This is a genomic window from Psychrobacter sp. GTC18467 (assembly GCF_055397455.1).
In genome coordinates this window covers 1,886,960-1,912,364 of record NZ_AP038920.1, presented here as the reverse complement: position 1 = coordinate 1,912,364, position 25,405 = coordinate 1,886,960, and the positions used below count along the sequence as shown (strand labels likewise).

31 protein-coding genes and 1 tRNA gene are annotated in these 25,405 nt (G+C 46.6%); 7 read left to right on the top strand and 25 right to left on the bottom strand.

Annotation, left to right across the window (positions count from 1 at the left end; genetic code table 11):
• Positions 1-7 precede the first annotated feature (7 nt).
• The 17 genes from rpsN to ACZ5XY_RS08355 form a co-directional block, all read right to left on the bottom strand.
• Positions 8-313, bottom strand: a complete 306-nt coding sequence (gene rpsN, locus ACZ5XY_RS08435) for a 30S ribosomal protein S14 (protein WP_201533113.1) — start codon at positions 311-313, stop codon at positions 8-10.
• Positions 314-325: 12 nt separating this feature from the next.
• Positions 326-862: a 50S ribosomal protein L5 gene (gene rplE, locus ACZ5XY_RS08430; RefSeq protein WP_201533115.1), complete on the bottom strand. Its 537-nt coding sequence runs from the start codon at positions 860-862 to the stop codon at positions 326-328.
• Positions 863-883: 21 nt separating this feature from the next.
• A complete protein-coding gene (gene rplX / locus ACZ5XY_RS08425; RefSeq protein WP_464740732.1) occupies positions 884-1,201 on the bottom strand; it encodes a 50S ribosomal protein L24 in 318 nt (105 codons plus the stop codon).
• Positions 1,202-1,209: 8 nt separating this feature from the next.
• Positions 1,210-1,578 (bottom strand): 50S ribosomal protein L14, encoded by a 369-nt coding sequence (gene rplN / locus ACZ5XY_RS08420; RefSeq protein ID WP_169393464.1) that lies wholly within the window; start codon positions 1,576-1,578, stop codon positions 1,210-1,212.
• A 131-nt stretch (positions 1,579-1,709) separates the two neighbouring features.
• Complete coding sequence (gene rpsQ / locus ACZ5XY_RS08415; RefSeq protein WP_464740730.1) at positions 1,710-1,985, bottom strand: 30S ribosomal protein S17; 276 nt, start codon at positions 1,983-1,985, stop codon at positions 1,710-1,712.
• Positions 1,982-2,179: a 50S ribosomal protein L29 gene (rpmC, locus tag ACZ5XY_RS08410; protein ID WP_201533121.1), complete on the bottom strand. Its 198-nt coding sequence runs from the start codon at positions 2,177-2,179 to the stop codon at positions 1,982-1,984. The genes rpsQ and rpmC overlap by 4 nt, the downstream gene beginning before the upstream one ends.
• Complete coding sequence (rplP, locus tag ACZ5XY_RS08405; RefSeq protein ID WP_201533124.1) at positions 2,179-2,592, bottom strand: 50S ribosomal protein L16; 414 nt, start codon at positions 2,590-2,592, stop codon at positions 2,179-2,181. The genes rpmC and rplP overlap by 1 nt, the downstream gene beginning before the upstream one ends.
• Before the next feature lie 3 nt (positions 2,593-2,595).
• Positions 2,596-3,321, bottom strand: coding sequence for a 30S ribosomal protein S3 (rpsC, locus tag ACZ5XY_RS08400; protein WP_201533126.1), 726 nt, complete (start codon positions 3,319-3,321; stop codon positions 2,596-2,598).
• 3 nt (positions 3,322-3,324) lie between these two features.
• A complete protein-coding gene (gene rplV / locus ACZ5XY_RS08395; protein ID WP_201533134.1) occupies positions 3,325-3,654 on the bottom strand; it encodes a 50S ribosomal protein L22 in 330 nt (109 codons plus the stop codon).
• Between the two features lie 10 nt (positions 3,655-3,664).
• Positions 3,665-3,940 carry a 30S ribosomal protein S19 gene (rpsS, locus tag ACZ5XY_RS08390; RefSeq protein WP_464740728.1) on the bottom strand — a complete coding sequence of 92 codons (276 nt, stop codon included), beginning with the start codon at positions 3,938-3,940 and terminating at the stop codon, positions 3,665-3,667.
• Positions 3,941-3,952: 12 nt separating this feature from the next.
• Complete coding sequence (gene rplB / locus ACZ5XY_RS08385; protein WP_464740726.1) at positions 3,953-4,780, bottom strand: 50S ribosomal protein L2; 828 nt, start codon at positions 4,778-4,780, stop codon at positions 3,953-3,955.
• An 11-nt stretch (positions 4,781-4,791) separates the two neighbouring features.
• On the bottom strand, positions 4,792-5,136 hold the full coding sequence (gene rplW / locus ACZ5XY_RS08380; RefSeq protein ID WP_464740724.1) for a 50S ribosomal protein L23: 345 nt from the start codon (positions 5,134-5,136) through the stop codon (positions 4,792-4,794).
• Positions 5,133-5,735, bottom strand: a complete 603-nt coding sequence (gene rplD, locus ACZ5XY_RS08375) for a 50S ribosomal protein L4 (RefSeq protein ID WP_464740722.1) — start codon at positions 5,733-5,735, stop codon at positions 5,133-5,135. Before rplD ends, rplW begins: the two co-directional genes overlap by 4 nt.
• Before the next feature lie 15 nt (positions 5,736-5,750).
• Complete coding sequence (gene rplC, locus ACZ5XY_RS08370) at positions 5,751-6,389, bottom strand: 50S ribosomal protein L3 (protein WP_464740720.1); 639 nt, start codon at positions 6,387-6,389, stop codon at positions 5,751-5,753.
• 42 nt (positions 6,390-6,431) lie between these two features.
• Positions 6,432-6,743 (bottom strand): 30S ribosomal protein S10, encoded by a 312-nt coding sequence (gene rpsJ, locus ACZ5XY_RS08365; protein WP_169393475.1) that lies wholly within the window; start codon positions 6,741-6,743, stop codon positions 6,432-6,434.
• Between the two features lie 370 nt (positions 6,744-7,113).
• Positions 7,114-8,751, bottom strand: coding sequence for an Rne/Rng family ribonuclease (locus ACZ5XY_RS08360; protein WP_464740718.1), 1,638 nt, complete (start codon positions 8,749-8,751; stop codon positions 7,114-7,116).
• Positions 8,752-8,873: 122 nt separating this feature from the next.
• A complete protein-coding gene (locus ACZ5XY_RS08355; protein WP_464740716.1) occupies positions 8,874-9,509 on the bottom strand; it encodes a Maf family protein in 636 nt (211 codons plus the stop codon).
• A gap of 164 nt (positions 9,510-9,673) precedes the next feature.
• Between ACZ5XY_RS08355 and gatC the strand changes: the two genes are divergently transcribed.
• The 6 genes from gatC (at position 9,674) to ACZ5XY_RS08325 (ending at position 15,730) form a co-directional block, all read left to right on the top strand.
• Positions 9,674-9,997, top strand: a complete 324-nt coding sequence (gatC, locus tag ACZ5XY_RS08350) for an Asp-tRNA(Asn)/Glu-tRNA(Gln) amidotransferase subunit GatC (protein WP_464740714.1) — start codon at positions 9,674-9,676, stop codon at positions 9,995-9,997.
• 63 nt (positions 9,998-10,060) lie between these two features.
• Positions 10,061-11,557: an Asp-tRNA(Asn)/Glu-tRNA(Gln) amidotransferase subunit GatA gene (gene gatA / locus ACZ5XY_RS08345; protein WP_464740712.1), complete on the top strand. Its 1,497-nt coding sequence runs from the start codon at positions 10,061-10,063 to the stop codon at positions 11,555-11,557.
• The gene (gene gatB, locus ACZ5XY_RS08340) at positions 11,557-13,053 is read left to right on the top strand and encodes an Asp-tRNA(Asn)/Glu-tRNA(Gln) amidotransferase subunit GatB (RefSeq protein ID WP_464740710.1); all 1,497 of its coding nucleotides are present in this window, start codon (positions 11,557-11,559) and stop codon (positions 13,051-13,053) included. Before gatA ends, gatB begins: the two co-directional genes overlap by 1 nt.
• Positions 13,054-13,135: 82 nt before the next feature.
• A tRNA-Pro gene (locus ACZ5XY_RS08335) sits at positions 13,136-13,212 on the top strand.
• Between the two features lie 267 nt (positions 13,213-13,479).
• Positions 13,480-14,538: a GTP pyrophosphokinase gene (locus ACZ5XY_RS08330; RefSeq protein ID WP_464740708.1), complete on the top strand. Its 1,059-nt coding sequence runs from the start codon at positions 13,480-13,482 to the stop codon at positions 14,536-14,538.
• 232 nt (positions 14,539-14,770) lie between these two features.
• Positions 14,771-15,730, top strand: coding sequence for a DUF1853 family protein (locus ACZ5XY_RS08325; protein WP_464740706.1), 960 nt, complete (start codon positions 14,771-14,773; stop codon positions 15,728-15,730).
• Positions 15,731-15,735: 5 nt separating this feature from the next.
• Here the strand turns inward: ACZ5XY_RS08325 and ACZ5XY_RS08320 are convergent, their stop codons facing one another.
• The 6 genes from ACZ5XY_RS08320 to ACZ5XY_RS08295 form a co-directional block, all read right to left on the bottom strand.
• The gene (locus ACZ5XY_RS08320; RefSeq protein WP_464740704.1) at positions 15,736-16,782 is read right to left on the bottom strand and encodes a LysM peptidoglycan-binding domain-containing protein; all 1,047 of its coding nucleotides are present in this window, start codon (positions 16,780-16,782) and stop codon (positions 15,736-15,738) included.
• Between the two features lie 160 nt (positions 16,783-16,942).
• Positions 16,943-18,289: a bifunctional tetrahydrofolate synthase/dihydrofolate synthase gene (folC, locus tag ACZ5XY_RS08315; protein ID WP_464740702.1), complete on the bottom strand. Its 1,347-nt coding sequence runs from the start codon at positions 18,287-18,289 to the stop codon at positions 16,943-16,945.
• A gap of 176 nt (positions 18,290-18,465) precedes the next feature.
• Complete coding sequence (accD, locus tag ACZ5XY_RS08310) at positions 18,466-19,374, bottom strand: acetyl-CoA carboxylase, carboxyltransferase subunit beta (RefSeq protein WP_464740700.1); 909 nt, start codon at positions 19,372-19,374, stop codon at positions 18,466-18,468.
• Positions 19,375-19,568: 194 nt separating this feature from the next.
• Positions 19,569-20,393, bottom strand: coding sequence for a tryptophan synthase subunit alpha (gene trpA / locus ACZ5XY_RS08305; RefSeq protein WP_464740698.1), 825 nt, complete (start codon positions 20,391-20,393; stop codon positions 19,569-19,571).
• Positions 20,394-20,511: 118 nt separating this feature from the next.
• Positions 20,512-21,780 carry a tryptophan synthase subunit beta gene (gene trpB / locus ACZ5XY_RS08300; protein WP_464740696.1) on the bottom strand — a complete coding sequence of 423 codons (1,269 nt, stop codon included), beginning with the start codon at positions 21,778-21,780 and terminating at the stop codon, positions 20,512-20,514.
• Positions 21,781-21,887: 107 nt separating this feature from the next.
• On the bottom strand, positions 21,888-22,538 hold the full coding sequence (locus ACZ5XY_RS08295) for a phosphoribosylanthranilate isomerase (RefSeq protein WP_464740694.1): 651 nt from the start codon (positions 22,536-22,538) through the stop codon (positions 21,888-21,890).
• Positions 22,539-22,755: 217 nt separating this feature from the next.
• On the opposite strand from ACZ5XY_RS08295, the gene ACZ5XY_RS08290 reads away from it, so the two are divergent.
• Positions 22,756-24,369, top strand: coding sequence for a cryptochrome/photolyase family protein (locus ACZ5XY_RS08290; RefSeq protein ID WP_464740692.1), 1,614 nt, complete (start codon positions 22,756-22,758; stop codon positions 24,367-24,369).
• Between the two features lie 21 nt (positions 24,370-24,390).
• On the opposite strand, the gene ACZ5XY_RS08285 is transcribed toward ACZ5XY_RS08290, so the two are convergent.
• Both ACZ5XY_RS08285 and ACZ5XY_RS08280 read right to left on the bottom strand, forming a co-directional pair.
• Positions 24,391-24,828: a roadblock/LC7 domain-containing protein gene (locus tag ACZ5XY_RS08285; RefSeq protein WP_464740690.1), complete on the bottom strand. Its 438-nt coding sequence runs from the start codon at positions 24,826-24,828 to the stop codon at positions 24,391-24,393.
• A 36-nt stretch (positions 24,829-24,864) separates the two neighbouring features.
• Complete coding sequence (locus ACZ5XY_RS08280; RefSeq protein ID WP_464740688.1) at positions 24,865-25,389, bottom strand: GTP-binding protein; 525 nt, start codon at positions 25,387-25,389, stop codon at positions 24,865-24,867.
• Positions 25,390-25,405 lie beyond the last annotated feature (16 nt).

Genomic DNA, 25,405 nt, shown 5'->3' with positions numbered 1-25,405 from the left:
TTACTCCTTACCAGCTTGCTTTACGAACGCCAGGAACATCGCCTTGCATGACTCGTTCACGCAGCATGTTGCGCGACAAGCCAAACTTGCGGAAGTAACCATGAGGGCGACCTGTGAGACCACAGCGATTGCGAAGACGAACAGGTGATGAGTTACGTGGTAGAGCTTGCAGCTCTAACATCGCGTCCATACGCTCTTCATCACTTGCGTTCATATCGCCGATGATGTCTTTTAGCTTGATACGCTTTTCTGCGTATTTAGCAACCATTTTTTCGCGTTTAAGTTCGCGATTAATCATGCTCTTTTTTGCCATAACGTCTTTACCTTATTTAAATGGGAAGCCGAAAGCTTTAAGTAACGCACGACCTTCATCATCATTTTGAGCGGATGTGGTGATTGTCACGTCCATACCACGGATGCGATCAATTTTATCAAAATCTACTTCTGGGAATACGATCTGTTCTTTAATCCCTAAAGAGTAGTTGCCACGACCATCAAATGCTTTTGAAGAAAAACCGCGGAAATCACGAATACGAGGAATTGCAATGGCAATGAGACGATCTAAAAATTCGTACATTTGCTCACCGCGCAGGGTTACTTTACAGCCAATTGGCCACTCTTCACGAATTTTAAAACCAGCAACGGATTTGCGCGCTTTGGTGACCACAGGCTTTTGACCGGCAATTGCGGTCATGTCTGCTAACGCACCTTCAAGCAATTTTTTGTCTTGAGCGGCACCACCAACACCCATATTAAGAGTAATTTTGGTGATTTTTGGCACTTGCATTACATTTTCAAGGCCAAGCTCTTGTTTGATTTGCTGCTTTAACTCATCGTTATATAAAGATTTTAATCTTGCCATTACCATTACACCCTTAGTGTTTTACGCAGTCGCCACAGCTTCACCAGATGAACGATAAACGCGTTGTTTTTTGCCGTCGTCGTTGATTTGGTAAGCAATACGATCTGCTTTTTGGGTTTGCGCATTATAGATTGCGACATTTGAAATATGTAAAAAAGCTTCTTGCTTGACAATACCACCTTCAGAACCGGTTGCTTGATTAGGCTTTTGGTGCTTAGTGATAATGTTAATGCCTTCAACTTTTACGCGGTCATTTTTTACCGCTAAAATTGTGCCTTGCTTGCCTTTATCTTTGCCAGCAATCACAATTACCGAATCGCCTTTGCGTAATTTAGCCATGGTTTACCTCACAATACTTCTGGTGCTAAGGATACAATTTTCATAAACTGATCACCACGTAGTTCACGAGTTACCGGTCCAAAAATACGAGTTGCGATAGGGGCTTTGTTTTGGTTTAACAATACGGCTGCATTGTCATCAAAACGGATGACCGAACCATCAGGACGACGAACGCCTTTTTTGGTGCGAACAACCACAGCATTCATCACGTCGCCTTTTTTAACACGACCACGAGGAATGGCTTCTTTGACCGTTACTTTAATGATGTCGCCAACTGATGCATAACGACGATGAGATCCACCCAGTACCTTAATGCACTGAACTCGTCTTGCACCGCTATTGTCTGCAACTTCCAGCATTGACTCAGTCTGAATCATAGCGTTACTCCACACGTATGAGCGATAAAAGTCAGCCGCTGCCCTAAAACCGTTGCAGGTTTTGCTTGGTGCAATCAGCATCCTTAAAAAGGCGGTTAGTTTAACAGCTTCTGACTTTTAAAGCAATTTACTTAGATTTTTTCTGCTTTTTCAACCACATCAACCAAAGTCCAAGATTTGGTTTTTGAGATTGGACGCGTTTCTTTGATTCGTACAAGATCGCCTTGTTGGCAAATGTTGTTCTCATCGTGAGCTTTGATTTTGGTAGAACGGCGAAGCTGCTTACCATATAAAGGATGACGAACCAAACGCTCAATTAATACCGTGATAGACTTGTCCATCTTGTCGCTGACAACACGGCCGGTCACTACGCCAACATCACCGCCGGTTTGATTGTTATCGCTCATGAGTCGCCTCTTTGTTTTTCGTTAATCAAAGTCTGAATCTGAGCAATCGAGCGACGATTGCTTTTGACTTCATGGGTACTTCCTAACTGACCAGTTGCTTTAGCCATACGAATACGGAAAGCATCAAGTTGCTTTTCATCAAGTAACTGGGTCAGCTCTTCTAATGATTTATCACGTAATTCACTGATCTTCATTACATTATCGTCCGCTTAACAATGGTAGTTTTAAAGGGAAGTTTTGCCGCTGCAAGCGTAAGTGCTTCACGAGCAAGCTCTTCTGAAACCCCTTCAATTTCATAAAGTACTTTACCAGGCTTGATTTCGCAAACCCAATATTCAACTGGGCCTTTACCTTTACCCATACGTACTTCTAAAGGCTTATTACTGATCGGCTTGTCTGGGAATACACGAATCCAGATTTTACCACCACGCTTAATTCGGCGAGTGATGGTACGACGAGCAGCTTCGATTTGACGCGCTGTCATACGACCGCGTGACACTGATTTTAGACCAATTTGTCCAAATGCAACGGTGCTTCCACGATGGGCAAGTCCTGTGTTACGACCTTTGTGCATTTTACGAAACTTGGTACGTTTTGGCTGTAACATAGTTTAACCTCTGTCTGAGTTTCGACGGTTTCCACGACCACGGCGTTGTTTTGGCGCACGAGGCTTCTCTTCAGTGACGGGATTATAAACACTGTTCATTCCGTCAAGGATTTCGCCACGGAAAATCCAAACTTTAACGCCGATGGTGCCATAAGTTGTTTCTGCACGAACTGATGCATAGTCAATGTCAGCACGAAGGGTATGTAACGGCACACGACCTTCACGATACCATTCAGTACGGGCAATCTCAGCACCGCCCAAACGACCAGACAACTCAACTTTGATACCTTGGGCGCCTGAACGCATGCTGTTTTGAACAGCGCGTTTCATGGCACGGCGGAACATCACGCGGCGCTCAAGCTGACTTGCAATACCGTCAGCAACAAGACGTGCGTCAAGATCAGGAGAGGTAATTTCTTCAATGTTGACTTGAGCGGGAACGCCCATCATTTTGGTCAATTCTTTTTGAAGCTTCTCGATGTCTTCGCCTTTTTTACCGATAACGATACCAGGACGCGCAGTGGCGATGGTAATTTTAGCGGCACCGGTTGGACGCTCAATGACGATACTGCTGATCATCGCGGCGTCTAATTTTTTGCGGAGGTATTCGCGAACTTGGATGTCGTTGATGAGGTATTCTGAATACTGTTTTGGATCAGCATACCAGTTTGCATTGTGCTTTTTAACAACGCCAAGACGAATTCCGATTGGGTTAACTTTTTGACCCATAGCTTATTCTCCTACCTTGATAGTGATGTGACAGGTACGCTTGCTGATACGGTCAGCGCGACCTTTAGCACGTGGTAGGATACGCTTTAGCGTGATGCCTTCATCGACATAGATGGTTGAGACTTTTAAGTCATCAATATCTAAGCCGTGGTTGTGTTCGGCATTGGCGATGGCTGAGTTAAGGCATTTCTTAACAAAGATGGCGCCTTTTTTATTGCTATACGTTAAAATATCCAAAGCACGCTCGATTGATTTGCCACGAACTTCATCAGCAACGAGTCTAACTTTTTGTGCCGAGATGGCGGCACCGCGTAATTTTGCAGTTACTTCCATGGTTAGCACCTTATCTCTTAGCTTTTTTGTCAACGCCGTGACCGCGGTAAGTGCGGGTTGGGGCGAATTCACCGAGTTTATGACCTACCATCTGCTCACTTACGATAACTGGCACGTGAGTGCGGCCGTTATGAACAGATAAAGTTAGGCCAACCATTTGTGGCAAAATCATGGAGCGGCGCGACCAAGTTTTGATAGGCTTGCGAGAGTTGGTTTCTACTGCATTCTCAACTTTGGCAAACAAGTGCGCGTCTATGAATGGACCTTTTTTCAATGAACGAGGCATGAAACTTTTCCTTTATTTCTTGGCGCGACGGCGACGGATGATCATACTGTCAGTACGCTTGTTATGGCGTGTTTTAAGTCCTTTAGACTTCTGACCCCAAGGGCTGGTTGGATGACGACCTTTGTTACGACCTTCACCACCACCATGCGGGTGATCAACAGGGTTCATAGCCACACCGCGAACGGAAGGACGAACGCCACGCCACCGCGCTGCACCAGCTTTACCAAGTGATTTTAGGTTGTTCTCATTGTTTGAAACTTCACCGATAACCGCACGGCAGTTGACGTGAACGCGGCGAGTTTCACCTGAGCGAAGACGTAAAATCGCATAAACACCGTCACGACCTAATAGCTGAACGCCAGCACCAGCTGAACGCGCCATTTGAGCACCTTTACCGATTTTAAGCTCGATATTGTGGATTACGGTACCAAGTGGGATGTTTTTAAGGGGCAAGCAGTTACCTGGACGAATTGGAGCGCCCTCACCTGACTGAACGGTATCGCCTGCCGCCAATTTTCTTGGGGCGATGATATAACGACGCTCACCATCGGCATACTTTAAAAGTGCGATATGGGCAGTACGGTTTGGATCGTATTCGATACGCTCAACCGTGGCAGGAATGCCATCTTTGGTGCGTTTAAAATCGATAATACGGTAATGGTGCTTGTGACCGCCGCCAATGTGGCGAGTGGTGATACGACCATTGTTGTTACGACCACCTGACTTGCCTTTTGATTCAACAAGTGCTGCAAAAGGACGACCTTTATAAAGGTGTGGGTGCACCACTTTTTCGACAAAACGACGGCCTGGTGATGTTGGCTTTGCTTTTACGATAGGCATGATTGTTATCCTTATTCGTTGTTCGCTGTTTCACTAGTAGAAGCCGTAGTAACGTCTTCACCAGCATCAGCCATTTGTACATCTTGACCAGCCTTTAAGGTGACATAGGCTTTTTTATAGTCGTTACGACGGCCGATGCTTTTACCAAAACGCTTTGTCTTACCTTTAACATTCAAAGTGTTTACGCGAGTCACCTCAACGCCTTCAAACATCAACTCAACTGCTTTTTTGATTTCACGTTTTGTGGCAGTGGTATCAACTTTGAATACTTGCACGCCAAGTGAGTCACCAAGCATTTGAGATTTTTCTGAGAATACAGGCCCTCTTAAGACCTGATAAAGTCTTGCGTTGTTCATGCTAGTGCTTCCTCAAATTGTTTCGCAGCGTCAACTGACATGATTACTTTATCAAAAGCAATCAAGCTCACTGGATCCACTTCAGACGTGCCAAGCACGTTGACGTATGGAATGTTGCGGGCGGCAAGGTATAAGTTTTCGTCAACTTCTTTGGTGACGATGAGGGCGCGCGGCGCATTCAATTCACTTAACTTTGCAATCAGTTCTTTGGTTTTAGGTGCAGAAACACTGATGTCTTCAACCAAAATCAAGCGCTCTTGGCGAACGAGTTCGGCTAAAATGCACTGCATCGCACCGCGATACATCTTACGGTTTACTTTTTGTGACCAGTCTTGTGGCTTGGCTGCAAATGCACGACCACCTGAACGCCAGATTGGGCTACGAATAGAGCCTGCACGAGCGCGACCAGTTCCTTTTTGACGCCATGGCTTGATGCCACCGCCAGAAACTTCGGCACGGGTCTTTTGAGCACGAGTACCTTGGCGAGCGCCTGCAAGATATGCAGTCACGACCTGATGCACCAATGCTTCGTTGAATTCACGACCAAATGCTGTGTCAGAAAGCTCAACCGCCGCACCTGTAACTGTTTTTAAATCCACGTTAATCCCCTTAGCTTAGGCTTTGATTGACGGACGAACGATGACATCGCCACCGTTGGCACCAGGGATGGCACCCTTGATGACCAATAACCCTTTTTCGGCATCAACCGAGATCACTTCAAGACCTTGAACGGTAACTCGTTTGTTACCCATTTGTCCTGGCATTTTTTTGCCTTTGAACACGCGGCCTGGCGTTTGGTTTTGACCCGTTGAACCAAGAACACGGTGCGATACTGAGTTACCGTGAGTGGCATCTTGCATGCTAAAGTTGTGACGCTTTACGCCGCCTTGGAAGCCTTTACCTTTACTTTGTCCGGTCACATCAACCATCTGACCTGCTTCAAATAGGTCAGCTAGAATTTCGCCACCAATTTCGCGACCTTCAAGTTCGCTATCATTGACACGAAATTCCCAAACCCCACGACCCGCTTTTACGCCAGCTTTGGCAAAGTGACCTTTTTGAGCGGCAGTTACGCGGCTGTCACGACGAGTTCCGGTGGTGATTTGAATGGCTTGATAACCATCTGTATCTTGAGTTTTTACTTGAGTAATGCGGTTTGCATCGACCTCGATCACGGTCACAGGAATAGCAGCTCCTGCTTCAGTGAAGATACGGGTCATGCCGCATTTTTTACCGACTAAACCGATCGCCATTTTAAACCTCTTTATATCTTGTTAATGGATTGGGTAGGTTAATTAACCCAAAGCAATTTGAACGTCAACACCTGCCGCGAGGTCAAGCTTCATGAGCGCATCAACAGTTTTGTCAGTTGGCTGAACGATATCAACCATACGTTTGTGAGTACGGATTTCGTACTGGTCACGAGCGTCTTTGTTGACGTGCGGTGAGGTTAGAACGTTGAAACGCTCAATGCGAGTCGGCAACGGTACAGGACCACAAATTTGTGCGCCTGTGCGCTTAGCAGTATCAACAATCTCTTGTGCTGACTGATCAATAAGGCGATGATCAAAAGACTTAAGACGGATACGGATTCTCTGGTTAGCCATGCCAGCAAGCTCCTAATATGTGCTTTTGCGCCGTGTAAAGGACGAATTGCAAAAGCCGATTGATTAAAAATTCACTTCAGGCGGCTTTAAGTTCTTTAAAGAACCAGTAGCGTGCTAAAAGCAAAATAGTCTAAAGCCCCGCTTACCCTCCGGTGGTTGGATGGCAGCAAAGGCATAGTGAAATAGTGCTAGAATCGATGCTCTAGCTGTCATAGCGTTGGCAGAAATCTTGGGCTGCCCGCATATAATTCAGTGGGTGTATTATACAGACAATTGCGGTCTTTGCAAGGCAATATTGCCGCTAACTGATGTTTTTAAAGGTAAATTCGTACTTTTTTTGCCTATTTTTACGTAAAAAGCGGCAAAACGCTTAATCCAAAACAATATCGTATTGCTCTTGGGTGTATAAGTTCTCAACTTCAAAAGTGATGACGCGACCAAGCAGATATTCCAAATCGGCAACGGTGTCGGCTTCGCTCGTCAGCAGTAAATCAATCACCGCCGCGTGAGCCACGACGGTGAATTTTTTGGGGGCATTATAGGTTCGGGCGCAGCGCATAATTTCGCGGAAAATTTCAAAACAAACGGTTTCGGCCGTTTTAACAAAACCGCGACCTTGACAGGTGGAGCACGGCTCACAAAGCTGCTGACCAAGTGATTCGCGGGTGCGCTTTCGGGTCATTTCAACCAGTCCCAATTCGCTGACTTGGGTAATGTTGGTTTTGGCGTAGTCTTTGGCAAGCTGCTCTTGTAGGCTTGTTAAGACATCGTCTTTATGCTCTTGCTCAAGCATGTCGATAAAATCAAGAATGATGATGCCGCCTAAATTTCGTAGCCGCAGCTGGCGGGCAATGGCGTGGGTGGCTTCTAAATTGGTTTTATAAACGGTGTCCTCAAGTGACCTGCCGCCAACAAACGAGCCAGTATTCACATCAATGGTGGTCATCGCTTCAGTTTGGTCGATAATCAAATAGCCGCCGGATTTTAAATCAACGCGGCGCTTTAAGGCATCGCGCAAGTCCTCCTCCACTCGGTGAACGTCAAATAACGGCGGCTCGGCGGTATAATGAGCGATGCGCTCAAAAACAAAGGGCACAAACTCTTTGGCAAATTGGCGCAACTGCTCAAATAACGGCGCATTATCCACCAAGACTTTTTCGGTATCGCTATGGACAAGGTCGCGAATGGAGCGCATCGGTAAGGACAGTTCTTGATAAATGAGCGCGGAGCTTTGATTGGATTTGACCTCAAGCCTGCGAGCGCAAATGGTTCGCCAAAGCTGAACTAAATAATAAATATCCTCTTCAAGCTTAGCGACAGGAACGCGTTCAGCGGCGGTTCTAGCAATCAAGCCGCCTTGCAAATTAACCGTTTGCATGAGATTGCCAAGCTCAGTTTTAAGCCGTAAGCGCTCCTCTTCATTGTCAATGCGCTGCGAAATACCAATATGCTCACTCGACGGCAAATAGACCAAATAGCGCGATGGCAAGGAGATGTTGGTGGTAAGGCGCGCGCCCTTACTGCCAAGTTGGTCTTTGGTCACTTGAACCAAAATGCGCTGACCGTCATGAAGGCGATTTTGAATGAGGTTTTGACTCATAACCACAGGGGGTTCTTTGGTCGCAGTGGCAACAATTAAGGTATTTTTTGCCGGTGCGGTGCTTGGGGCGGTATCCTTAATTGCGGTGTCATTAGTTGAGGTGTCATTGGCAGCGCTTGAGGTGACCGTTTCAATCTTGCTATCTGGCTCAGGAGTTGGCGGCTCAGGTTGAACGGGCTTGGGGCGCTGCATGTCATTTACGTGCAAAAATGCGGTTCTTGATTGCCCAATATCGACAAACGCCGCTTGCATTCCAGGCAGAACGCGAACGACTGTTCCCAAATAAATATTGCCCACCAAGCCCAATTTGTGGTGGCGCTCGATATAAATTTCGCTCAACACGCCGTTATCCATAACGGCAACTCGCGATTCCATTGGGCTGACGTTAATCAAAAGCTCTTCAGACATAACGCCTCTTGTTGTTATACGTTGTCGTCATTGGGGTAAAGGTTTCATCCACGCTTATCATAGCCATGTTAGCAAGCGCTGGCTAGTGTAGCAGAAAATCCGCCTATGTTTTGACGTTAAAACTAATACGCAGTTTCCGGTAACTTAAGCAAAGCTAGCGTTTGGGCTAAGGGTAAGCCAACCACGTTGGTATAGCTGCCATTGATTTTTTCAACCCAAGCGGCAGCTAAGCCTTGAATCCCATAGCCGCCCGCTTTATCCTTTGGCTCACCGCTGTCCCAATAGCGCTGCATCATGGTATCGGTTAAGGGCACAAAGGTAACGTCGGTGCGCTCAACAAGGCTATTTTGAGCTTGGATTTGCCAAGTATTGGCGTTATTTTTTAAGTCATAAAAAGCTTTGGTGACGGTAACCGCTGTCCAAACTTGATGCGACGTTCCTGACATGCTTTGCCACATGGCGCAAGCTTCTTTAAAATCGGCAGGCTTGACCAAAATGGTACTGCCATCATTTAATACGCCAATGGTATCGGCGGTGATGATGGTGACAATTCCTGATTTGGGCAAATCGCGGCGCGTATTTAATGCCTGAACTGCCGCTTGCGCTTTTTGGTCAACCATTCGCTGAATATAGTCCGTCGGAACTTCATTGGCTAAAACGGTTTCGTCAATATCAACGCTTAAGGTGACAAAGTCAAGCTGAGCTTTGGCAAGCAGTTCACGGCGACGCGGTGAGCTTGAGGCTAAAATTAAGGTCATGACAGGCTCTTTTGGGGGCAAATCTACCGCTTTGGCAGCTCAATCATAGAATTCTGTCAATTTGGCGGTTATGCTTTATAATGGGCGGTTGATGATTTTAATCCGCTTTTTACATTTCGTAAATTATTTTTATAACTTATCATCGATTGGGCATCGGAGCAATTATGTCACAGGACAATCAACAAGCCGCGTTAACGGACAACTCAGTCAGCCGCCAAGAGATTTTGGAGGTGGCAACCTTAGCAAGATTAGGAGTTGATGAAGCAACCGCCGAAGATTACGCGGATGATATCAGCAAAATTTTAAGCTTAATGCAAACGCTTGCCGGCGTGGATACTGAAAATGTCGCGCCGCTTGCCAACATTCATGAGGCGTGCCAAGACTTGCGAGCCGATGTGGCAAATTATGACATTGACCGTGCGCTGAACCAATCAATGGCGCCAAAAGTTGAGGGCGGCTTGTACCTTGTGCCGCAAGTGATTGAATAGTCGTGATTGCATCGTTTTTTGATTTTTTATGTTAATTACCTTTAAATAAACGGACGACTTGTTATGTCTGAAATTCATGAGTTAAGTACCGAGCAGCTCATTCAAGGGCTGCAAAATAAGCAGTTTAGTAGCGTTGATTTGACCACGCATTTTTTAAATCGCATTGAGAAACTTGACGGCAAAATCAACAGCTTCATTACCTTAACCGGTGATACCGCCCTTGCCAAAGCAAAAGCCTGCGATGAGATGCGCGCTCAAGGTGATAATCGCGCCTTGCTTGGCGTTCCGATGGCGCATAAAGATATTTTTTGTACTCAAGGGGTATTGACCACTTGCGGCTCAAAGATGCTTTATAACTTTGTGTCGCCTTATGACGCGACCATTGTGAGCCATATTGATGACGCGGGAATGATTAGCTTGGGCAAGCTCAATATGGATGAGTTTGCCATGGGGTCGGATAATGCCAGCTCGTATTTTGGGGCGGTTCATAACCCGTGGAACTTAGAGCGTGTTCCAGGCGGCTCATCAGGGGGTAGCGCGGCAGCGGTAGCCGCAGGATTGACGCCGCTAGCAACGGCAAGCGATACCGGCGGCTCCATCCGTCAGCCTGCATCGTTTTGCGGATTGACCGGAATCAAACCCACTTACGGTCGCGTGTCACGCTTTGGAATGATTGCTTACGCCTCAAGCCTTGATCAAGCTGGAACGATTGGCAAGAGCGCCAAAGATTGTGCTTATTTATTACAGCCGATGGTCGGTCATGATGCAAGGGACGCCACCTCAATCAAGCATGACATTCCCGATTACGTTCAAGACATGAATAACGCTGAAAAAACGGGCGGCGACAAACCGCTTGCCCATTTAAAAATCGGTGTGGCAAAAGAATACTTTGGTGCAGGATTAAATAGCGAAGTTGAGGCTGCGGTCAAGCAGGCGCTAAAAACCTATGAGGATTTGGGCGCAACCATCGTTGAGGTGAACATCACTAACCCTGAAATCACTCTTGCCACCTATTATATGCTCGCCCCTGCTGAAGCGTCGTCTAACCTTTCGCGCTTTGATGGTGTTCGCTTTGGCTACCGCTGCGACGACCCAAAAGACTTAATTGACTTATATACCCGATCGCGCTCAGAAGGCTTTGGCGCGGAAGTTCAGCGCCGGATTTTGATGGGAACTTATGCGCTATCGGCAGGCTATTTTGATGCCTATTACACCAAGGCGCAACGAATCCGCCGCTTGATTGTGGAAGATTTTAAAACCGCCTTTCATCACTGCGATATTATCGTAAGCCCCACCGTCCCAACGACGGCTTATAAATTAAGCGACAATTTAGACCCCGCGACCAAGTATTTGGGCGACGTTTATACCACGGGGGTGAACCTAGCAGGACTTCCGGCGCTCAGCCATCCGGTTGGATTTTCAAAAGACGGTATGCCCATTGGCATTCAGCTGATCGGTCAGCATTGGCGCGAAAGCCAGCTGCTCACCACCGCGCACCTGTTCCAACAAAGCACCGACTATCATTTGCAGCAATCCGCCATTGCTAAGGAGACCGTATAATGACCAAGGCAAACTTTGACCCAAAACTGTTGGTCGATGGCTATGAAGTGGTGATTGGCATTGAAATCCACTGTCAGCTCAACACCGACAGCAAAATCTTTTCTAGTGCGCCGACCGCCTTTGGTCATGAGCCAAACACTCAGGCAAATATCGTTGATTTGGGGCTTCCCGGCGTTTTACCGGTACTCAATCACGGCGTCGTTGAGCGCGCGCTTAAATTTGGCATCGGCGTGAACGCAGAGCTTGGTTTATACAATACCTTTGACCGTAAAAATTATTTTTACCCTGATTTGCCTAAAGGCTATCAAATCACCCAAATGGCAAATCCGATCGTCGGTCGCGGCTATATCGACGTGATGGTCAATGAGGGTGAGAAAAACGAATACCCAAAACGCATTGGTATTACCCGTGCTCATTTAGAAGAAGATGCCGGAAAATCGGTTCATAACGCCGTTGATGGCATGACCGGAATTGACCTCAACCGCGCCGGAACGCCGTTAATTGAAATCGTTTCAGAACCGGATATGCGCTCGGTTCACGAAGCGCTAGCTTATATCAAAGCCATTCATCAGCTCGTCACTTGGCTTGGTATTTCTGACGCCATTATGGCGGAAGGCTCGTTTCGCTGTGACTGTAACGTTTCAGTTCGCAAACCGGGTGCGGAGCTTGGAACGCGAACGGAGCTTAAAAACCTCAACTCCTTTCGCTTTATTGAGCGCGCCATCAACCGCGAAATTGAGCGTCAAATCGACATCATTGAAGACGGCGGCAAAGTCATTCAAGCCACGCGACTTTATGACCCTGATAAAGACGAAACGCGCTCGATGCGAACCAAAGAAGAAGCCAACGACTATCGCTACTTCCCCGACCCCGATTTGCTTCCGGTTCGGATTGAGCAGCATACGGTTGATGAGATTCTGGCGGCAATGCCAGAGCTTCCTGTGGCGCGACGCAGCCGCTTTGAAACCGAGCTTGGCTTATCCGAATATGACGCTCGCATCTTGACCGGAAGCCGTCAGCTTGCCGATTATTTTGAAGCGGTCGTTGCGGAAGTTGGTGCGACCTCCACCAAAATCGCCGCCAACTGGGTCATGGGCGACTTGCTTGGCGCGCTGAATAAAGATGACAAAACCATTGACGCCTCTCCCATTAGCGCCGCGCAACTTGCCAAACTGCTTGAGCGCATCAATGACAATACGTTATCGGGCAAACTTGCCAAAAAAGTCTTTAGCGCGTTGTACGAAGGTGAAGGCGGCGATAGCGCGGACGCGGCCGACAACATCATCAAAACCCAAGGCTTAAAGCAAGAAACCGACACCGGCGCGATTAAAGCCATCGTTGAGGAGGTCATCGCCAACAACCAAACCATGGTTGATGAGTACCGCGGCGGCAAGCAAAAAGCCTTTAACGGTCTTGTTGGTCAAGTGATGAAAGCCAGTCGCGGTAGCGCCAACCCGCAGCAGGTCAATGAAATTTTAAAATCGCTTTTGGACTAAGCTATAAAAGCTTTGGCTGATAATTTGCCTGCAAAATTAACCCTTGCAATCTCATTAATTTTGGGTAAAATAGTCAGTCATTCGGGGCGTAGCGCAGTCTGGTAGCGCACCACACTGGGGGTGTGGTGGTCGCAGGTTCAAATCCTGCCGTTCCGACCAAACACTAATTTAGGGCAGACCGTCATAGACCGTCTGCCCTTTTTCTATGGGCTTTTCACGGTTTTTCATCCTTTAAAGTAGCATGGCGTTCTATATAGAATGTTGGTATTATTGTTGGTATTGAGCAGTACCAACAATGATACAAACATCGGACAAATATATTTTATTTAATACTGCAACTCGTAAGCTCTACAGTGAAAAAGCTTTTATTACTGCCCTATAGCGCATGGGCTATAAGGGTAAAAATACAACTTAAGAGAACTGCCCATGATTCACGATGTGCCAAGCCGTGAGCGCGTCAAAAAAGCAGGAAAGACGCTGATAAAAGCTGATGCGACTCATGAGGAATTTGTCGAAGCAATGGCAATTATGTCGCAGTGGCGCTCATTGCACAGCTACCCTATCAATACCTTTCAAGCCATGCTACGCGGCAAAGTAAAGCGACTGGGCTTTAAATCCCCCATCATTGCCCAGCGCCTCAAACGCGCCCCCTCAATCGTTCGCAAGCTTGACCGCTTCCCTAGCATGAGCCTATCAAGAATGCAGGATATGGGCGGCATTCGCATTGTTTTATCTAGCATCAATGACGTTTACCGCTTGCATCATGATATTGTCAAAAGCAAAGGGCGCTTTGAGCATGAAGCATTATTGCCGCCTCACGACTATATCAAGAAGCCGAAAACTGATGGCTATAGAAGCTTGCATCAAGTCTTTAAGTATAAAAACAGCAATGCCCCTGAACTTGACGGCTTATTCATTGAGCTACAGATTAGAACGAAGCTACAGCACTCATGGGCAACGGCGGTTGAAACTTTAGGTCTGATTGAAAAGTCATCATTTAAGACTGGCGAGGGTGCGGACGACTTTAAACGCTTTTTTAAGCTTGCCAGCGCTTTGTTTGCTTATCACGAAAAGCAACCCATCATTGACGAGCTGTCAGGTCAGCCGATTACTAAACTGGCAGATGAATTACTCAGCCTTGAACAAGAATTGCGCATCTATAGCAAGCTTAAAGGGCTTATCGTTACTGCCAAGCACATTGAAACCACGAGCAATAAAAGTGATGAATATCACCTGATGGAATTGGACACCAGTAAAGAAAGCGCCGCCGTTAGCCTAATTCCCTTTACCAAGTCACAGCTTGAGCTTGCCGAAAGCTTTTATAAAATGCGCGAGCTTGAAACCCAGCATAGCCCAAATATTGAAGTGGTTTTGATTGCCGCAGGGAACTTAAAGGACATCAAAAAGGCTTATCCCAACTACTTTTTGGACACGCAAGACTTTATCAAAAACCTAAAAAGCATCTGCCAAAAGATAAAAAAATGATGAATTAACAACGACTTTGCAAGGCTAGGAGTAGCTACCGAACAGAGGGACAGGTACTTTCAAACTGTCATCATTCCCATGCTACTAAGCAACCATTATTCATTTAGATATTTATATCACCATCCTATCTTAAAACTCTGTTCCATTTCCCCTAACCTATACGCATAATCGCTAGACATTGCTTAAATGAAGCGTTAGGGTAAAGCTTTTATAGCCTACGATGATTTACTTTATGAACGAGCCAACCGCTCATTACTTACCGACAATCAGCCATTTTAATATAAGCAATCACGCCCCTTGGGAGCAATTCCGCCGACCGTTCGTCCGCGATTTGGCGTTTGCGCTTGCCTGCCCCAACGTCTTAATGCATTGGCTTGATACCGCGCCCAATCAAAATACGCCGCCCGTTTTCGTGCATCCCGAAGCGTTTTGGCAGGCGCAGTTTAACGCTTATCAGCAGCGCCTGATTGAGCTTGATTCAACCACAGCGTATCAAGACTTAACGCGATTTTTGCTCAAGCGACCAAGCCCAAATCGCTTAGGGTTTCATTTTGAAGGGTTAATCCATTTTTGGCTGCAAGATGGCTTTGAAAACGCCTCCCATCCATTTGAAGTTATCGCCAACAACGTTCAGCTATACCGCGGCAAGCAAACGTCAGGCGAGCTTGATTTAATTATCAAAAATCATGACAGCAATGCCATTGAGCATTGGGAATTGGCGATTAAATTTTTTATGGGATCAGCGCCATTTTTGCCAGAAAACTGGGTGGGGATCAATTCAAACGACAACCTACAGCGCAAAATGAACCATATGCAGTGCAAGCAGTTTCGCAGCGTTTGGGTTAATACGTCAAATCATGGTGAAGTGAAAATCGATCAGCGCTTTGCCGTCATCAAAGGTCGGTTTTTTTTACCGGTATCGACAATGGATTTTGACTATCCGGAATGGCTGACGCCAAATTTTCCCATGCACCATTGGATTGATAGTTTGGATATGCCGCAATTGGCGCTGCTACAACACGCCCCGCTTCAACGCGCGCACTATATTGAATGGTTCACCAAGCGCCGATTTTATCCGCAAAAAAATAAGCTTGATGTTTTGGCAAGTCCGGCAACGGGGCTTTATTTTTTGGAAAATACGCCAATGGTGATTTGTCAGGCGACGTGGTTATTAAAAGACGATTCAAATTAATAAAATCAGCGCCAATAAAGCACCCAAGCGCTGTCCGTTTTGACATTAGGGTCATGGTTGATTTTATCTTTTAATGCCAAAGCAGCAATTTTTCCGCGCTCAGGCCCTACCATGACGCGAACGCCGCGGTCGGTTTTGCTCGTTTTAACCTCATAGCCTGCCGCTTTGAGTTTTTTAACGACTTCATCGGCGTTGGCTTGACTGGTGGCAAGCGCTACTTGGACGCCAAAGGTGCCTTTAGCATCGGTTTCTTTCACCGTTTTTCGAGCATCGGTAAGTCGCTTTTCAATATCGGCGCTTTTTTTTGCTTGAGCTTCCTCGGCGCGGCGCTTGTCGTCTTCGGCTTTTTTGGCAGCTTTGGCATCTTGTTGAAGCTTGGTAATTTGGCTTTTTGATGGGATGGTGAGTTTTTGACCGACTTTGAGTGTCGACTCTTTTGAGATGCCATTGGCTTGTGTGAGCGCGGAGAGCGGAACGTGGTATTTTTCAGCAAGCTTTCCTAAGTTGTCGCCGCTTTGAATACTATAGGTGCTTGCCGATTTCGGCGCGGCTTTTGCCGCTTCAGCTTCCTTTTTTTCAGACGCCTTCTTATCTTTTTTATTCATGTTATCGGCAGCCGTTATTTGCTCAGCTTTTTTGTCCGCATCCTGTTTGCTGGCCGTGGTTGCTGTTTTTTGCGCCTGACCATCTTTTGGCTCGGGCGTCGACTTTTGAGTCGCCTCTTGCAACTCGTTTTCTGCTTGCGCCTTAGCCGCCTTAACTTTATCAACGTAGCGCTGATTTTCAGATTTTGATTTAGCCAATGCTTCTGCTTCTGCATTTTCTTGTTCAGCCAGCAGTTCTTTGGCGCGTTTTTCTTGTTCTGCAATTCGTGCCGCCCGCGCTTGTTGTTTTTGTGCCAGCAGGCGTTTTTCAGTGGCAAGATCGGTAGTCAGCGGCGCCGATGGTTGACTGGTGGCTATAGGTTTGGCTGCCACAACAGGCGCCGGCTTGTCTGCCGTATCAATTTGCTGCGCCATGGCAAGCAGCATAATACTGCCACCAACTATCATGCCAATTCCTAAAAAAGTTTGTCTTGACCAGATCATGCGTTTATCTCTTCAATTTAAAACCGGAGGTTTGCTATTAATAATTTCATTTGGCACTTTTTTAGCAGGTTCTGATTATAAAACATATCCCTGATATTGTCTGCTTTGACGCTGCCAACACGATTTATGAATAGGTTAAATTTAGCGTTAATAATGCCTCGCCAATGGTGTGAAATGAGCCGCAAACCACGATTAAATCATCTTCATGACTTTGTGCAATAACGGCTTGGGTCGCAAGTTGTAAATTGGTAAAACCTTGAACACGACTTACTTGCTGCTCAGTCAAAACGGTTTGCAACTGCTCAAGCGTTGCTGCTCGTGGATGGTCAATTGGGGCAATAAACCACGCCGAAATGGGCAAGTTTGATGCTCGCAATTCATGAATGACTTTTGTCATATCTTTGTCAGCAAGCATCGAAAATAACAATTTAATACGCGCATTTGGATAAATTTTTTGATGGGATTGCCAAAGCGGCATCAGCTGAGTTAATAAAAACGCCACCCCTTGCTCATTATGCGCCACATCAAATAGCCAATGCCGGTTTGCAAGATGGCGCGCATCAAAGCGCCCTGAAAGTTTGACGGATTTTAAAGCCGATTCAATCGCTTCAATAGTAACGTTTAATGGGCTAGCAAGCACGGCAGCAAGCGCGTTGGCGGCGTTAATCAATGACAGCTTTGGTTTTGGCAACTGCAAGGTAACTGCAGCATTGCTAAATTGCCAAGTAGCCTCATCGACACTTTGGTAGCTAAAATCGGTTTGCGCTTGATAGCAAGTGACGTGATGCTCAAGGATTTTATCAGCAACGCTATTTGGCATTGTGGTATCGCCAAAAATCAGCGCAATATCATCACGCAGAATCCCTGCTTTTTCAGCGCCAATCGCTTCAACGTTGTCGCCAAGCCAGTCGACATGGTCGATACCAATGTTGGTAATGACCGCCAAATCAGGGTCAATGATATTCACCACATCTAAGCGACCGCCAAGACCAACTTCAAGCACCCAAACATCGCAGTCATTTTCTGCAAAAATCAGCAGCGCCGCAAGCGTGGTCATTTCAAAAAATGACAAGGTTAAGCCGCAATCAAGCCGCGCCATTTCGACTTGATGAAAGGCGTTGATGAGCGTCTCATCACTTGCCATCTCGCCATTGATGCGAACGCGCTCGTTAAAGTCAAGCAAATGCGGCGATTGATACAGCGCCGTTTTGTAGCCGGCTTGTTGACAAATCTCAGCAATGACCGCCGTGGTTGAGCCTTTGCCATTAGTTCCGGCAACAGTAAACACAAACGCATCGTTTTTTGCTGATTTGAGCACGCCAAGTTTTTCGGCAACCGGAAGCACTCGCGACAACCCCAAATCAATCGCCGAAACGTGAATGCTTTGCATATAATCAAGCCACTCGGTCAGACTTGATTGTAAATTGGGCGCTTGAGTTGGCAGTGCTTGAACTGATGACGGGATAGCCATTAAAAATCCTAATTAAAAAATATGCTAAAAAGCAAAAAAACTTTGAGCAAGTTTAGCCCAAAGCTGCCAAAAACCAAAACCCAAAATTAACAACCAAAAATTCAAGACCAAAAAATAGCGCTTACCGTCAATCGATAACCGCTATTGTTAATACTACAATTTAAAAACGAAATAACTTAAGCACTGATATTTGGTGTCTTGGTCAGTTTGGCAAGTAGGCGATAACTGGTGTCAATCAATTGATGACGATGAACCACTTCATCAACCACGCCATGCTCAAGTAAAAACTCGGCGCGCTGGAATGGCTCCTCTAACGTTTCGCGAACGGTTTGCTCAATCACGCGCTTGCCGGCAAAGCCAATCATCGCTTTTGGTTCTGCCAAATGAATGTCGCCAAGCATCGCCAGTGATGCGGTCACGCCGCCGTAAACGGGGTTGGTCAACACCACCAAATACGGCACGCCTGCCAAGCGCAAGCGCTCAACCGCCGCACTGGTTCTTGCCATCTGCATCAAGGACAATAAGCCTTCTTGCATTCGAGCGCCACCAGAGGCGGCAAAGCAAACGAGTGGCTTGTTTTCATTGAGCGCTTTTTCAGCAGCTTGAACGAAGCGGTCACCCACGACCGACCCCATCGAGCCGCCCATAAAGCGAAAATCAAAGGCACAAGCAACGATGTCCAAATTGCGCAATTTGCCGTACATCACGATAAGCGCTTCAGTCTCGCCGGTTTTGGCTTGCGCTTCGCTCATGCGTTTTGGGTACGGTTTGCTGTCCACAAATTTAAGCGGGTCTTTTGCTACAAATTCTTGACCAAGCTCGCCTTCAACGTCGTCCAAAAACCAGTTCAGACGCTCGCGGGCGGTCATTGCCAAATGCTGGTCGCAATCTGGACAAACGTAACTGTTAAAAATCAGTGCAGTATTGGTGGTCAAGGTATGACAGCTTGGGCACTCCGTTGATGGCTCAGTATTGACCGCCGTTAACGGCGCCGTTAAGTTTTGCTTGACACCTGGAACAGGACGGTCAAACCACAAGGTCTCTGAATTATCAGCAGGGCTTGCAAGCGTTTGAGAATCAGTCATAAATCGTTATCCATAAATCACTATCGCCATGAATTGAGACCAAAACGGCTCAGATGACGCGGTTTGGCGTTTAGTAGAAGCAAATAAAGGGGGTAACAAAAAATCAATTCACTTAGTTTACACACGTAAACTAGATTTAGCAAAGTGATTTATTCACGCATTCAAAGGGATTTGCTACAAATCTTTGCTTTATTTTATGCCGGTAATTCATCAAGCGCGGCGCGAAGCTCGGTCATTTTTGCCATGATGCTGTCTTGAGCCGCTTTAACTGCATTCTTATCATGGGCATCAATATCGGCAAAGTTTTGCACCAAAGCACTTCCCACAATCACGCCATCGGCATGAGCGCCAATGGCTTTTGCCGATGCGCCATCACGAATACCAAAGCCCACGCAAACGGGCAAATCGGTTTCCGCTTTAATGGCTTTTACTTGAGTTGCCACATCTTGCGTATCCAGTGCCGCCGAGCCGGTCACGCCTTTAAGCGACACATAATAAATGTAGCCACCGCAATGGGTTAACACTTGGCGGCGACGCTCAGGCAAGGTGGTGGGCGACAATAAAAAAATCTCATTCATCGCGCCATCTTTTAAATGCTCGGTAAAGCTTCCGGCTTCACTTGGCGGCAAATCAACCATCAAAATCCCATCGACGCCGACCGCTTCGCATTTGGCAACAAAATTGTCATAGCCAATAATTTCAACCGGATTTAAATAGCCCATTAAAATAATTGGCGTTGTCGTGTCAGTTTTACGAAATTCAGCGACCATCTCTAACGCATCGCGGGTGCTTGTTCCTGCGGCCAATGCGCGCTCAGCGGCTAAGGCAACGGTAGGACCATCCGCCATCGGGTCAGAAAATGGCAAGCCCATCTCAATCATATCGGCGCCGTGCTTCACCAAATCATGAAGTAAGCCAACCGTCGTTTCAGGATTAGGGTCGCCTGCCATGATATAAGGGATTAAGGCTTTTTTATGTTGCGATTTTAATTTGTCAAAAGTAGTTTCAATGCGAGTCATTGCTAATCTCAATGTTAATTTTCAATTTATTTGTTCATAAATAGCCGATAAAGATACGTATAAAGCGGCAATACTTAGATTAACCGCCTTATATTTATTCCAGACTTAAGGCATTATATTAAAGCTCAATGCCTTCGGCTTTCATTACCGAGTGCAAATCTTTATCACCGCGACCGGATAGGTTGACGATAATGGATTGCTCAGGGGTCATGGTTTTGGCAAGCTTTAAGGCGTAAGCCAGCGCGTGCGAGGACTCAAGCGCAGGGATAATGCCCTCTTTTTTGGTGACTTCATGGAAACCCTCAAGCGCCTCTTTGTCGGTACAGCCGACGTATTCCACGCGGTTCATGTCCTTTAAAAAGCTGTGCTCAGGTCCCACGCCAGGGTAATCAAGTCCCGCTGAAATCGAGTGCGTTTCTTGAATCTGACCGTCATCATCTGCCATCAAATAGGTGCGGTTACCATGAAGTACGCCTACCCGACCGGCTGCTAGCGGCGCGGAATGACGACCGGTTTCAATGCCGTCGCCGGTGGCTTCAACACCGTACATTTTGACGTCTTTATCATTTAAAAAGTCAAAAAATAAGCCAATGGCATTTGAGCCGCCACCCACGCAAGCCACAAGCGCGTCTGGCAATTTACCCGTTTTTTCTAAATGCTGAAGCCGAGCTTCACGACCAATAATGGCTTGAAAATCACGAACCAGTAGCGGATACGGATGCGGTCCTGCCACCGTGCCAATGATGTAATAGGTAGTATCCACGTTGGTCACCCAATCGCGCATCGCCTCGTTCATCGCATCTTTGAGCGTTCTTGACCCTGAGGTTACCGGAACGACTTTAGTGCCAAGTAAGCGCATGCGGTAAACGTTCATCTTTTGGCGTTCAACATCGTCCGCACCCATGTAAACGACGCATTCAAGCCCCAATCGTGCCGCAATCGTCGCCGTGGCAACGCCGTGCTGACCTGCGCCTGTTTCGGCAATGATGCGTTTTTTACCGCACATTTTAGCAAGCAGCGCCTGACCAATGGTGTTATTGACCTTATGAGCGCCGGTGTGGTTTAAGTCTTCGCGTTTAAAATAAATCTGCGCGCCGCCGATTTCATCACTTAAACGCTTAGCATGATATAACGGCGTTGGTCTGCCAACATAATTGATTAAGTCATTGTGATACTCTTCCCAAAATTTGGGGTCGGCTTTGACTTTAAAATACAGCGCCTCAAGCTCTTCAAGCGCTGCCATCAAGGTTTCAGACACAAATCGACCGCCATGAATGCCAAAATGACCGCGAGCATCGGGAAACTGGTTAAAATCGCTGACCGATTCTGGATTACGGACTGAATTTACAGCTTTTGGGTTGGGCTTCGTTTGGGCAACATCACTCATAACAATTCCTAAACTCATCAGGGAAATAAGGGGATAAATAACATAAGAAAGTTGAACACGAGGAAGGGTCAGCGTTAAGACAACATCATGCTATCGCTGACTAAAAATCAAAGTTGCCATCGGTCGCGTTTGACCGCTTTCATAAAGGCGCGCATTTTAGCGGCATCTTTTTTGCCTTTTTGGGCTTCAATACCGCCGCTGACATCAACGCCTTTGATAGGTAAGTGAAGCGTTTGTGCGACGTTTTCAGGAGTTAAGCCGCCCGCTAAAATAATCGGCAAAGCGCTGTCCTCAGGAATTAATTCCCAATCAAAGCGCTGACCGGTGCCGCCGTATTGCGCCTCATGATAGGCATCTAAAATCACCCCGCTTGCGCCCGCAGCAGCAAAGTCGTTAATTTTTTGGGCAACTGAAGCTTTCAAGTCCGATTGCGAGTTGACCCGAAGCGCTTTAATCCAGCGTTTATTGACCATGCCTGCCAAAGTTTGGCAATCGCTTGCGCTTTCATCGCCATGAAACTGAATCACATCAATGGCGACATTTTGACAAATCTGACGAATATCATCTTTTGACGCATTGACTACCAGTGCAACAATCGTGGTAAACGGCGGAATTATCGAGCTAAGCGATGTTGCCATCTCAAGACTAACCGCTCGCGGGCTTGGCGGGTAAAATACCAAGCCGACCGCATCCGCGCCCAAAGCAGCAGCGGCTTTAGCGTCGTCAATTTGGGTAATTCCACAAAACTTTACTTGCATCTTGTGACCTGATATCGCGTTGTCAAAGGGAGGACAATTAAAAAAATAAATTAAAAATAAGGCGCATTTTTAAGCTAAATTTAACAAATATTAGCGCGACTTTTACCATGGCTTAGTGATAATTTGTTACTGCGCTTTAAACTGCATGGCAACCAAAAACTTATCCTAGCATACTTTTATTGATAGTTTTGCTTTCAAAGAAAAAAAGGATTTATAAATGGCTAAATCGGTGGCAGATTCAGTTAAAAATGACGCTCAACCCAGTATTAACCAACCCAAAAGTAAACCGCTGCATTATTTAATGTGGTTTCGCCGTGATTTGCGCCTTGAGGACAATACGGCGCTTAGCGCAATTTGCGAAAAAGCCCATAAAGACGGTGCAAAGCTCAGCGCGGTTTTTTTTATTACCCCCGAGCAGTGGCAAACTCACGACCAATCGCTTTGCCAAACTGACCTTATTTTACGAACGCTGCCAATTTTAGCAAACGACTTACAAGATAAGCTTAATATTACGCTTTGGGTCAGTAGTTGTCCCACGTTTAATGACAGTATCGACAGCTTAACCAACCTTTGCCGCGCGCAAAATATCAGCCTTGTGATGGCAAATCATGAGTATGAAGGCAATGAAATCACCCGTGATAATGCCCTTGGCAAACAGCTTACCGAGATGGCCATCGACTTTGAGCGTCATCATGACCAGTGCATCCTACCGCCTGCCAGTGTTTGTAATGGTGATGGCAATATGTATCAAGTTTTTACCCCATTTTATAAAAAATGGCAAGCGACCCTTGATATTAGCCCCATCACGTTGCATCAGCCAAAGCGCATTCACCAAAATAGCGCTGAAAAGTTGCCGTTTCCTGAAAATTTTGTCCATGACATCGATAAAATAACGGCGCTTGCTAAAGAAGTTTTACACGACTATCAAAAAACTTGGCAAAAAAAGGCGCAACATATTAACGCTGCCGCCCAACTTAACCAAAGCCGCCTTGACTATCCGGCAGGCGAAAGCGCGGCCAAAGCGCGCCTTGTCACTTTTATTAAAGATGATATCAAGCGCTATGATTCCGGTCGCGATGTTCCAAGCCTTGATGCCACCAGTCGGCTGTCGGCGTATTTGACGCTTGGGGTCATTAGCGCTCGGAAATGTTATTTAACGGCTCAGGCGCAATTGCAAAATGACAACAGCGACAGCGATAACCCCGACATTCGCCGCTGGTTGAGCGAGCTTGCTTGGCGCGACTTTTATCGTCATGTCTTAGTTGCCCGTCCCGACCTCATTTACCATCATGCTTATAAAAAAGACGTCGATGCCAAAATCCACTGGTCGTATGATAAAGACGATTTTGACAAGTGGTGTCAAGGCAAAACCGGCGTTCCACTCGTTGATGCCGCCATGAAAAGCTTAAACGCCAGCGGATTTATGCACAACCGCTTACGGATGGTCACCGCGATGTTTTTAACCAAAGACTTGCTCATCGATTGGCGCTTAGGCGAGCGCTATTTTATGCAGCAATTGATTGATGGCGACTTTGCGTCAAACAACGGCGGCTGGCAGTGGAGCGCCTCAACGGGCAACGATTCCGCGCCTTATTTTCGGATTATGAACCCGTTTAGTCAGGGTAAAAGCCACGACCCTGAGGCAATTTTTATTAAAAGGTGGCTTCCTGAACTCAAAGACATTCCGGCAAGTATTTTGCACACCGAAAGCAAATTGAACAAAGCGCTTGGCAAGGGCGGAAAATTTGCTCAAGTTGATTATCCTATTCCCATGGTTGAGCATAAACTTGCCCGCGATTTTGCCATTAGCCAGTTTAAACAACCCTCTTAGCAGTAACTTTGTAGTTAATGCTTATTTGCCGTGGTGCTGTTGGTCTAATTCCACCAAATGATTAATCGCCTTATTCATGCCGTGCATAATTTGCCCAAGCAGCACTTGCTGTTTGGTGACCACAATGGCAATCATCGGCTGATGTTTATTGGGAACTGAGCTTATCATAATCTTGCCATCTTGGGCGTCTAAAATCACCGAGCGGCAGCCGGTCAATTGCGCTTCATTGGTCAGTGCTTGAACCAGCGCTAAAATAGAGCTGCCAACGGCGGACAGCTTGCCGCCATCATAGTTTTTTTGAAAAATTGAGCTGACCTCAAAGCCATCGGTGGACGCTAACAGCACCCCATCGATGCCGCTTGTGGCGTGAATCAGCTCATGAAGTATCTCTTTTGCGGCGGTTAAATAGGCTTCAGCCGGCTTGACCCGATTTGATTCTGATTGAAACAACGCATTCATAGTACATTACCCATATTTTTAGGAGTGATTGGACAACTAGCCTTGCTCAAGCGCGGTGATGATGGTCTCAACGAGCAGCAGTACGTCGTCTTTTTTGCGCATATCGACCGGATAAATGGGCAGATTGCGATTGTTTTCCTCAAGCCAATTGCGGTAAATTTCAAACGAGCGCTCCGGCATTTTATCCACTTGGCTGACGCCAACAATAATCCGGCCCTGATAAATCTTATCAAAAGTTGCCAAATAATGCGCCAAATCTTGAACCGGATTTGCCGCAGAATGGTCAATCAAAATAATCACCCCAAGCGCGCCTTGCGATAATATCGGCCAAATAAAGTTAAAGCGCTCTTGACCGGGCGTACCATAAAGTCCAATGCTGGTGCCTTCATCTAAAATCAGCTCGCCATAATCCATGCCAACGGTGGTCAGCGCTTTGGTATGCGCGTCCAAATCGGTATTTTGAACTTCCGTTGATACCACCGAGATGTCCGATAAACTGGCAATCGCTTGGGTTTTTCCGGCGCCCATTGGGCCACTAAAGACGATTTTAAGACGCTGCATATGCTACCCTTTATTG

Bases quoted from the DNA above. Each gene is read 5' to 3' on its own strand.
- rplN (WP_169393464.1), bottom strand. From the start codon at position 1,578: ATGATTCAGACTGAGTCAATGCTGGAAGTTGCAGACAATAGCGGTGCA.
- accD (WP_464740700.1), bottom strand. From the start codon at position 19,374: ATGACTGATTCTCAAACGCTTGCAAGCCCTGCTGATAATTCAGAGACC.
- rplB (WP_464740726.1), bottom strand. From the start codon at position 4,780: ATGCCTATCGTAAAAGCAAAGCCAACATCACCAGGCCGTCGTTTTGTC.
- rpsQ (WP_464740730.1), bottom strand. From the start codon at position 1,985: ATGAGCGATAACAATCAAACCGGCGGTGATGTTGGCGTAGTGACCGGC.
- gatB (WP_464740710.1), top strand. From the start codon at position 11,557: ATGACCAAGGCAAACTTTGACCCAAAACTGTTGGTCGATGGCTATGAA.
- ACZ5XY_RS08330 (WP_464740708.1), top strand. From the start codon at position 13,480: ATGATTCACGATGTGCCAAGCCGTGAGCGCGTCAAAAAAGCAGGAAAG.
- rplV (WP_201533134.1), bottom strand. From the start codon at position 3,654: ATGGAAGTAACTGCAAAATTACGCGGTGCCGCCATCTCGGCACAAAAA.
- trpA (WP_464740698.1), bottom strand. From the start codon at position 20,393: ATGACTCGCATTGAAACTACTTTTGACAAATTAAAATCGCAACATAAA.
- rpsN (WP_201533113.1), bottom strand. From the start codon at position 313: ATGGCAAAAAAGAGCATGATTAATCGCGAACTTAAACGCGAAAAAATG.
- ACZ5XY_RS08320 (WP_464740704.1), bottom strand. From the start codon at position 16,782: ATGATAGTTGGTGGCAGTATTATGCTGCTTGCCATGGCGCAGCAAATT.
- gatA (WP_464740712.1), top strand. From the start codon at position 10,061: ATGTCTGAAATTCATGAGTTAAGTACCGAGCAGCTCATTCAAGGGCTG.
- ACZ5XY_RS08295 (WP_464740694.1), bottom strand. From the start codon at position 22,538: ATGCAAGTAAAGTTTTGTGGAATTACCCAAATTGACGACGCTAAAGCC.
- rpsJ (WP_169393475.1), bottom strand. From the start codon at position 6,743: ATGGCTAACCAGAGAATCCGTATCCGTCTTAAGTCTTTTGATCATCGC.
- rpmC (WP_201533121.1), bottom strand. From the start codon at position 2,179: ATGAAGATCAGTGAATTACGTGATAAATCATTAGAAGAGCTGACCCAG.
- trpB (WP_464740696.1), bottom strand. From the start codon at position 21,780: ATGAGTGATGTTGCCCAAACGAAGCCCAACCCAAAAGCTGTAAATTCA.
- rpsS (WP_464740728.1), bottom strand. From the start codon at position 3,940: ATGCCTCGTTCATTGAAAAAAGGTCCATTCATAGACGCGCACTTGTTT.
- ACZ5XY_RS08285 (WP_464740690.1), bottom strand. From the start codon at position 24,828: ATGAATGCGTTGTTTCAATCAGAATCAAATCGGGTCAAGCCGGCTGAA.
- rplW (WP_464740724.1), bottom strand. From the start codon at position 5,136: ATGAACAACGCAAGACTTTATCAGGTCTTAAGAGGGCCTGTATTCTCA.
- rplE (WP_201533115.1), bottom strand. From the start codon at position 862: ATGGCAAGATTAAAATCTTTATATAACGATGAGTTAAAGCAGCAAATC.
- rplC (WP_464740720.1), bottom strand. From the start codon at position 6,389: ATGGCGATCGGTTTAGTCGGTAAAAAATGCGGCATGACCCGTATCTTC.
- folC (WP_464740702.1), bottom strand. From the start codon at position 18,289: ATGGCTATCCCGTCATCAGTTCAAGCACTGCCAACTCAAGCGCCCAAT.
- gatC (WP_464740714.1), top strand. From the start codon at position 9,674: ATGTCACAGGACAATCAACAAGCCGCGTTAACGGACAACTCAGTCAGC.
- ACZ5XY_RS08325 (WP_464740706.1), top strand. From the start codon at position 14,771: ATGAACGAGCCAACCGCTCATTACTTACCGACAATCAGCCATTTTAAT.
- ACZ5XY_RS08280 (WP_464740688.1), bottom strand. From the start codon at position 25,389: ATGCAGCGTCTTAAAATCGTCTTTAGTGGCCCAATGGGCGCCGGAAAA.
- rplX (WP_464740732.1), bottom strand. From the start codon at position 1,201: ATGGCTAAATTACGCAAAGGCGATTCGGTAATTGTGATTGCTGGCAAA.
- ACZ5XY_RS08290 (WP_464740692.1), top strand. From the start codon at position 22,756: ATGGCTAAATCGGTGGCAGATTCAGTTAAAAATGACGCTCAACCCAGT.
- ACZ5XY_RS08355 (WP_464740716.1), bottom strand. From the start codon at position 9,509: ATGACCTTAATTTTAGCCTCAAGCTCACCGCGTCGCCGTGAACTGCTT.
- rplP (WP_201533124.1), bottom strand. From the start codon at position 2,592: ATGTTACAGCCAAAACGTACCAAGTTTCGTAAAATGCACAAAGGTCGT.
- rpsC (WP_201533126.1), bottom strand. From the start codon at position 3,321: ATGGGTCAAAAAGTTAACCCAATCGGAATTCGTCTTGGCGTTGTTAAA.
- ACZ5XY_RS08360 (WP_464740718.1), bottom strand. From the start codon at position 8,751: ATGTCTGAAGAGCTTTTGATTAACGTCAGCCCAATGGAATCGCGAGTT.